6 protein-coding genes are annotated in these 5,335 nt (G+C 48.5%); 1 reads left to right on the top strand and 5 read right to left on the bottom strand.

The window, feature by feature from the left end:
• Positions 1-323: 323 nt before the first annotated feature.
• Both KDK14_RS16680 and KDK14_RS16675 read right to left on the bottom strand, forming a co-directional pair.
• Positions 324-824: a protein-export chaperone SecB gene (locus tag KDK14_RS16680; protein ID WP_257266307.1), complete on the bottom strand. Its 501-nt coding sequence runs from the start codon at positions 822-824 to the stop codon at positions 324-326.
• The gene (locus tag KDK14_RS16675) at positions 790-1,389 is read right to left on the bottom strand and encodes a type II toxin-antitoxin system MqsA family antitoxin (RefSeq protein ID WP_257266306.1); all 600 of its coding nucleotides are present in this window, start codon (positions 1,387-1,389) and stop codon (positions 790-792) included. The genes KDK14_RS16680 and KDK14_RS16675 overlap by 35 nt, the downstream gene beginning before the upstream one ends.
• A 980-nt stretch (positions 1,390-2,369) precedes the next feature.
• Between KDK14_RS16675 and KDK14_RS16670 the strand changes: the two genes are divergently transcribed.
• Complete coding sequence (locus KDK14_RS16670) at positions 2,370-2,600, top strand: hypothetical protein (protein WP_257266305.1); 231 nt, start codon at positions 2,370-2,372, stop codon at positions 2,598-2,600.
• 212 nt (positions 2,601-2,812) lie between these two features.
• Here KDK14_RS16670 and KDK14_RS16665 read toward each other — a convergent pair whose 3' ends face one another.
• From KDK14_RS16665 to KDK14_RS16655, 3 genes are all read right to left on the bottom strand, one after another.
• Positions 2,813-3,937 (bottom strand): hypothetical protein, encoded by a 1,125-nt coding sequence (locus KDK14_RS16665; RefSeq protein ID WP_257266304.1) that lies wholly within the window; start codon positions 3,935-3,937, stop codon positions 2,813-2,815.
• 93 nt (positions 3,938-4,030) lie between these two features.
• The gene (locus tag KDK14_RS16660; protein WP_257266303.1) at positions 4,031-4,786 is read right to left on the bottom strand and encodes a hypothetical protein; all 756 of its coding nucleotides are present in this window, start codon (positions 4,784-4,786) and stop codon (positions 4,031-4,033) included.
• On the bottom strand, positions 4,783-5,335 hold a 553-nt coding region (locus KDK14_RS16655), incomplete at its 5' end, for a helicase C-terminal domain-containing protein (protein ID WP_257266302.1). The genes KDK14_RS16655 and KDK14_RS16660, both read right to left, overlap by 4 nt.

Raw genomic sequence — 5,335 nt, 5'->3', positions numbered from 1 at the left:
ATGGCTGCAGCCCCTGGTAATCGCGAACATTGTATGGGATCACCAAACAGTTACTACCCCAAAAAGAAAAAGGGCGTAAACTGTTGAATTTACGCCCTTTAATCTGCCTGACTCTGCCTGTGTCGGCCTGAGTCAGATTTGGTGTTTGGTGGAGGCGGCGGGATTTGAACCCGCGTCGTTTGTTTATATATCAGTAAGTTATTAATACAGGCTGTTATAATGCTGTCATTCATGTTTTTGCGCTTTCATGCCTGTATTTTGCTATACGTCACTGGCCCATACGACAGTGGTTGCTAAAATTTTGGTTTTTCTTTAGTCGAATATCAGGCTTTATGTTCGCCTGATTGAAAGCGAAGAGTTGGCAGTACCATTGGCCCATATAAAGACCTGGAGGTTAGCTGGGATACCAGCTCTCTTATAGCGCCAACAACAACCGTCGAGCCATTAACGCTAACAATTGACTCTCTCATTTCAGCCGGGAATGGGGCGAGTAAATGTATAAACGCCTGCCCTTCGACATCTATAGTATATGGTGCTAGTTTGGCTCCATCTTTCTTTTCATTGGCAATTTGGATCCTGACACAAACCATAAAATGGGTTGGATCATCCTCATTTTCATCATAAGCCGTCATTATATCTGTTTTAATTTCTACTCCTTCAAAATCAAACTGAGGAGCCCACAGGCCTTCATCATCATCGGTCGGTTTCCGGGGTTCGATTAAGACCTTTTTAAACAGGAGTTGCTTTACCTGTATTGGAGAGAAGCTAACATCCACTGACATATCACACTCACCCATATGAGAGCTGCTCTTGATCAGCTTCAAAACGAGAAACCTGATCCCTTTCCAAGCGCAAGCAGCTAGTAGTTGTCACACTTTTTGCTGTTGGATTAAAAGCAATAATGTGCGCATCTTTGCTTAAAGAAGCCTGAAAGTGCGAAAAAGAGAAGGATGCTTTTTTGGCTACTTCCCCTTCATTAGCTTTCCGAGCTAGCCATAAAAATGCCTGGGGAATAGATTTTGCGACCTTTAACAATTTGTCCATAGGTTCTGATTGGACAACATCATCCTTTTCATATTTGGAAAAAGCCACGGGGCCTCCTCCGAAGATTTTTGCCGCTTGCACCTGTGTTATGCCAACGCTCTCTCTGAACCTTCTAATTTGCTGCCCAGTCAGTAATCCATCAACCTCCTTTTTGAAGGCAAGCATGGCACGTTTATTTTCTCGGACATGAATTGCATCTGCAGATTCACATCCACAAAAGTTACACTCGGAATAGTAAAAAGGGATTTTCCTAGTATCACCCTTATAGCTCGCTTCTCGAGAACCCGTGTGATCCGACAAACGTCCTTCTTCGCAAATTGGACAAATTTTCTCTGTTGTACTCATCTTATTAACTCCTTGCTATGATGAGAGGTGGCATGAAATGTTTAGAATTACACTGCCGCTCTTGCCGATAGCAAACTTTATATAGTAACTAACAGGCATATTCTTAAAAGCGGCGTCATTCCATTCATCTCGGTTAACGGCATAACCATCACAAGCAGCCCACGTTCGGATACCGCCGTTCGTCTTCAAAATACACCACTGAGAATTTCGGAACTGGCCACTACTTATAGCAAGCTCAACCAACTGCTTAACATCTTCATCATCAAGTAACAGGTCTTGCACGTTTTTAATACATTTCACTGTAGCTAGCGTTACAGGTTGCCCAGACTCAAGAGCCTTCTCTACTTCACATCTCGAATATAGTGGCCCACAGAGTATTTGCCTGTCAGCAATCTCGTCACTTGGGGGACTACCTCCACTGAACAAGCTTACATTTATATTATTTACCATTATGGTAAGTCCCTCAAGCAAATCGATGATATATTTTAGCTATTAAAAGTAAATTTTTAATGATTGTAATAACAGTGACTACTGACTAGCAGGTGAAAAACTGTAACCCATTGAAAATAGTGGATATATATAATCTTGCATGAATATTAAGACTTTAAAGCACTCCCGAGCGTACGCAGCCGTAGATCTGGAATAGACGAATAACTGTTCCTTCCCCGGCTGCAGAAGATGAATACGATCCCGTAAACGGGCTCTCCCTTAAGATCCATTTTGCCACTACACAGCAGCTAAGAAACAGATAAAAAGACAATAGTACTAAGTTAAGAAACCGTATCCCATCCCCAACGCGGGAAAAATGGCATTGGCCTTGCTTAAACATTTGGGATGGTGGTAAGTATTGATACGTATCAATGTTTGCAGAATGCCTATGGTTAATAATCGCGCACCGTCAGCAATCAGGATGTCCTGGCAATAAAACAGAGCCTGCACACTGCCTGAACTTCGGAGCCATTAAGGGAGGTAACACCAATATGATCGGAATCGAGAAATACACACTCAAGGATGGCCAAACCGGTTGGCAGGTGAGTCTTTCTGCAAAAACACAGAATCAGGCGGAAAGCGCAGTGCAAACCCGACGCTTCAGCTGCGCCCGATACGGCGAACAGGCTTTTCAAAAGGCACTGGAATGGTTTGAAAGCAGTTACTACCAGGCGGCTGAAATAAAGATCAAATCCTCCACAGCCAGCAACTGCAGGCTGTAGAAGGCTTAACCGCTTTCCCCCCGCTTGCGCAGGGAAATCAACAAAAACAGGTTCACCCAGTGATGGGCCTTCCCGCTAACCCCCGCTTGCGCAGGGAAAACAGCAAAAACAGGCTCACCCAGAGACGGGGCCTCCCGCTAACCCCCGCTTTCGCAGGGAATGGCATAATAATAACTCATTGATGGATAAAGGCTATTTTTCAGAAAGTATTTTTACGCCACCGCCGTCTGTGGATTAAAAGCACCAAAATCCAACCCATACTTCCCGGGATCAACAAAAGCCTCCTGCGCCTTCTCAAGCGCATCCTGAAGCGTAGAAAGCCCATTCTCAGGAATAATCTCAAAATCCAGCAGCCCAACCTTAACCCGGCCAAGGGTTATGGGATCTTCCAGATCATCACTCCAGGTTTTCACCTCCCAGTCCAGGGCAAACTCACCTTTACCGTCCGCAGCATGAGCACCCACATAAGGCCGTTTGCTGATCTGTTTCAGCGCATACAAGACAAAGCCAAGGTCAAGATCATTAGCCCGGGTGATATCAATGCCGCTTTTCATCACCGTGCCAGGGCAGATGGCTTCATAGCCTTCCACCGGTCTTACCAGGGTTTCTGTGGGTCCTTCTTTTTCTGACTTAATGCCCGACTTGATCTCTTCAAGTCTGTTGAGTTGGTCACCAAGCTTTTTCTTCTCAGCAGACGAGGCGGTTGCATAGCGCTTTTTCACCTGCTTGATTTCTTCCTCTATCTCACGAACCTTGCGGGCAATCTCGCCGTCTTCATTGATGATGCGCTTGAGCTTATCCACATCGTCATCCGAGAGCAGGTCCACCAGTTCCTCATTCCGTTTGTGGGGCATCGCCCGCATTTTGCTGTGCAGATAGTAAACCTGCTGGTCAGAATCTACCGGAATCCAGTCGTTTACCCCCAGGCTTCCGGCATGTTTCCAGAACCCGCCCAGGCTGATCAACGGGTTTACCGAGCGCAGGCCACCTTCCCGTTCCACAATGCCAGCCATCGATACCGAACTCAGATCCTTAGCCATCTCACCAATGGCCACGCCCTGAATTAACATAAAGTGGTCTTGTAATGGCAGTTGCCCACCGGCGGCCTTGCAGGCCCCCTTCAGCAATGCTTCACGAATTCGATGGCGCAGCTGAGTGCCCGGAAAGAACACTGGCGAACGATCCAGCTTGGCCCCCAGCCTGGGTAACCGTTGCAGGTCTTTGGTGCCGGTGGGTGAGGCAAAGTTATCGTCTGGCCGGTTTACTGCCAGTCCTGAGATCGCAGTTGTATAGCCGCGAAAGTAAATGGAACGGCGCTTTGCTGAAAGGTTTACCATGTTAATACCTTAATTGATCGCTGCCCGCTTCCCGAAAAAGATAAGACGCATGCTTTTACGGGAAGCGGGAGGCGGGCAGCGGGAAGCGTATATTTAAATCACTACCCGCCGAACCTTCTCAACCGCCACCGCATCAACCGTCGAAAACCGATGATGGGTTTTCCAGTAAGGCGCACGCACCGGCAAGGGCTCGGAGGCCAATGCACCCAAACCACCCATGGCAGATGCTCCCAAAGAACCATCCTGAGCTGCTCGCAAAAAAGAACACGGCAAATTCCTCGCCACCTGCCCATGGGCATCAATAAACGAAAAATCCTGCCCGATCTCCTTTATGGTCATCTGCTTAACCGTCCCCGAACCGGAATTGGCATTCACCCCGATACGGGCACAATAAAACTGCACCAGCCGTTCAATACGGGCGATATCACCCACACCATGAAACACCAGGTAAGGCGAATAGTAAGCCTGGAATTTATTCAGCCTCTGTCTTTCCGGCCCGCCTTTGATATAAACATTCCGATACCGCTCCGCCCTGGCAGGGGTTCTCATCCAGGTCGGTTGCAGGGTCTCGTCCCGCAGGTCATCACCATGGCGCATATTGCCCACATAATGTCGGGTGCAGGCGACAATGGACTGCTGCGCCATCACCCCAAACGCCAGGGCACTGGCGTGATAAATGCCGTAATCCTGATTAAACAACAGCAAATCATCCAGCATCGACAGCGCCTTTTCGGTACAACCGGTATGGCGAAAGCAGACATTGGATAAAAGACCATCCATGTGTATAGCGCTGTCCCGGAGGGTGATATTGGAACCGAGTTCAAAGGTCAGCTCAAAGGGTTTCATCATAGCCATGCCAGTACCTCCCGTGGTTTTGCCACTGCTGGCCGGGTGATCATGCCATCGGCACCGAACAAGCGGGCATTTTGATATTCACTGGCAAACCGTTCCGGGATCACGCCCTTCAGTCGGTGCTGCCGGTCCGGCCCAATCCTCGGGTCCGCCACCCAGGCGGTAATGCGATCGTTATTGGCGCGAATGCCACGGCCAATCAAGCCCTGCTGGAATTTACGCAGGGCACGGTCACGAATCCGGCCATACAGGGTTTTCAGCGCATCGTCCCGACCTCGCCCCTGTTCAAGATAACGGGCCACAAAGGTATTTTCCGTCACCTCGTTGGGCGGCTGGAGAGGGATCCGCGTGACCATAATATTTTTTAACAACTGTCGTCCATTCTTCTGCCGGATGCTGACCCCTTCCCAGGCAGATGGGGTAACAATGGCCTGAATCGCTCCGCCTTGCAGCTGCTCAATCAGGTTATCCAACCGGGTGCCTTTATTATGAAAAGCAAGGGCCGACTGATCCACCAGGCGATCCTGCAACTCCTTCACTTCATTG

Source organism: Endozoicomonas sp. ONNA2, from assembly GCF_024606365.1.
Classification (GTDB): domain Bacteria; phylum Pseudomonadota; class Gammaproteobacteria; order Pseudomonadales; family Endozoicomonadaceae; genus Endozoicomonas.
The sequence above is the reverse complement of the archived record's forward strand: the minus strand, read 5'-3'. Positions and strand labels throughout refer to the sequence as shown.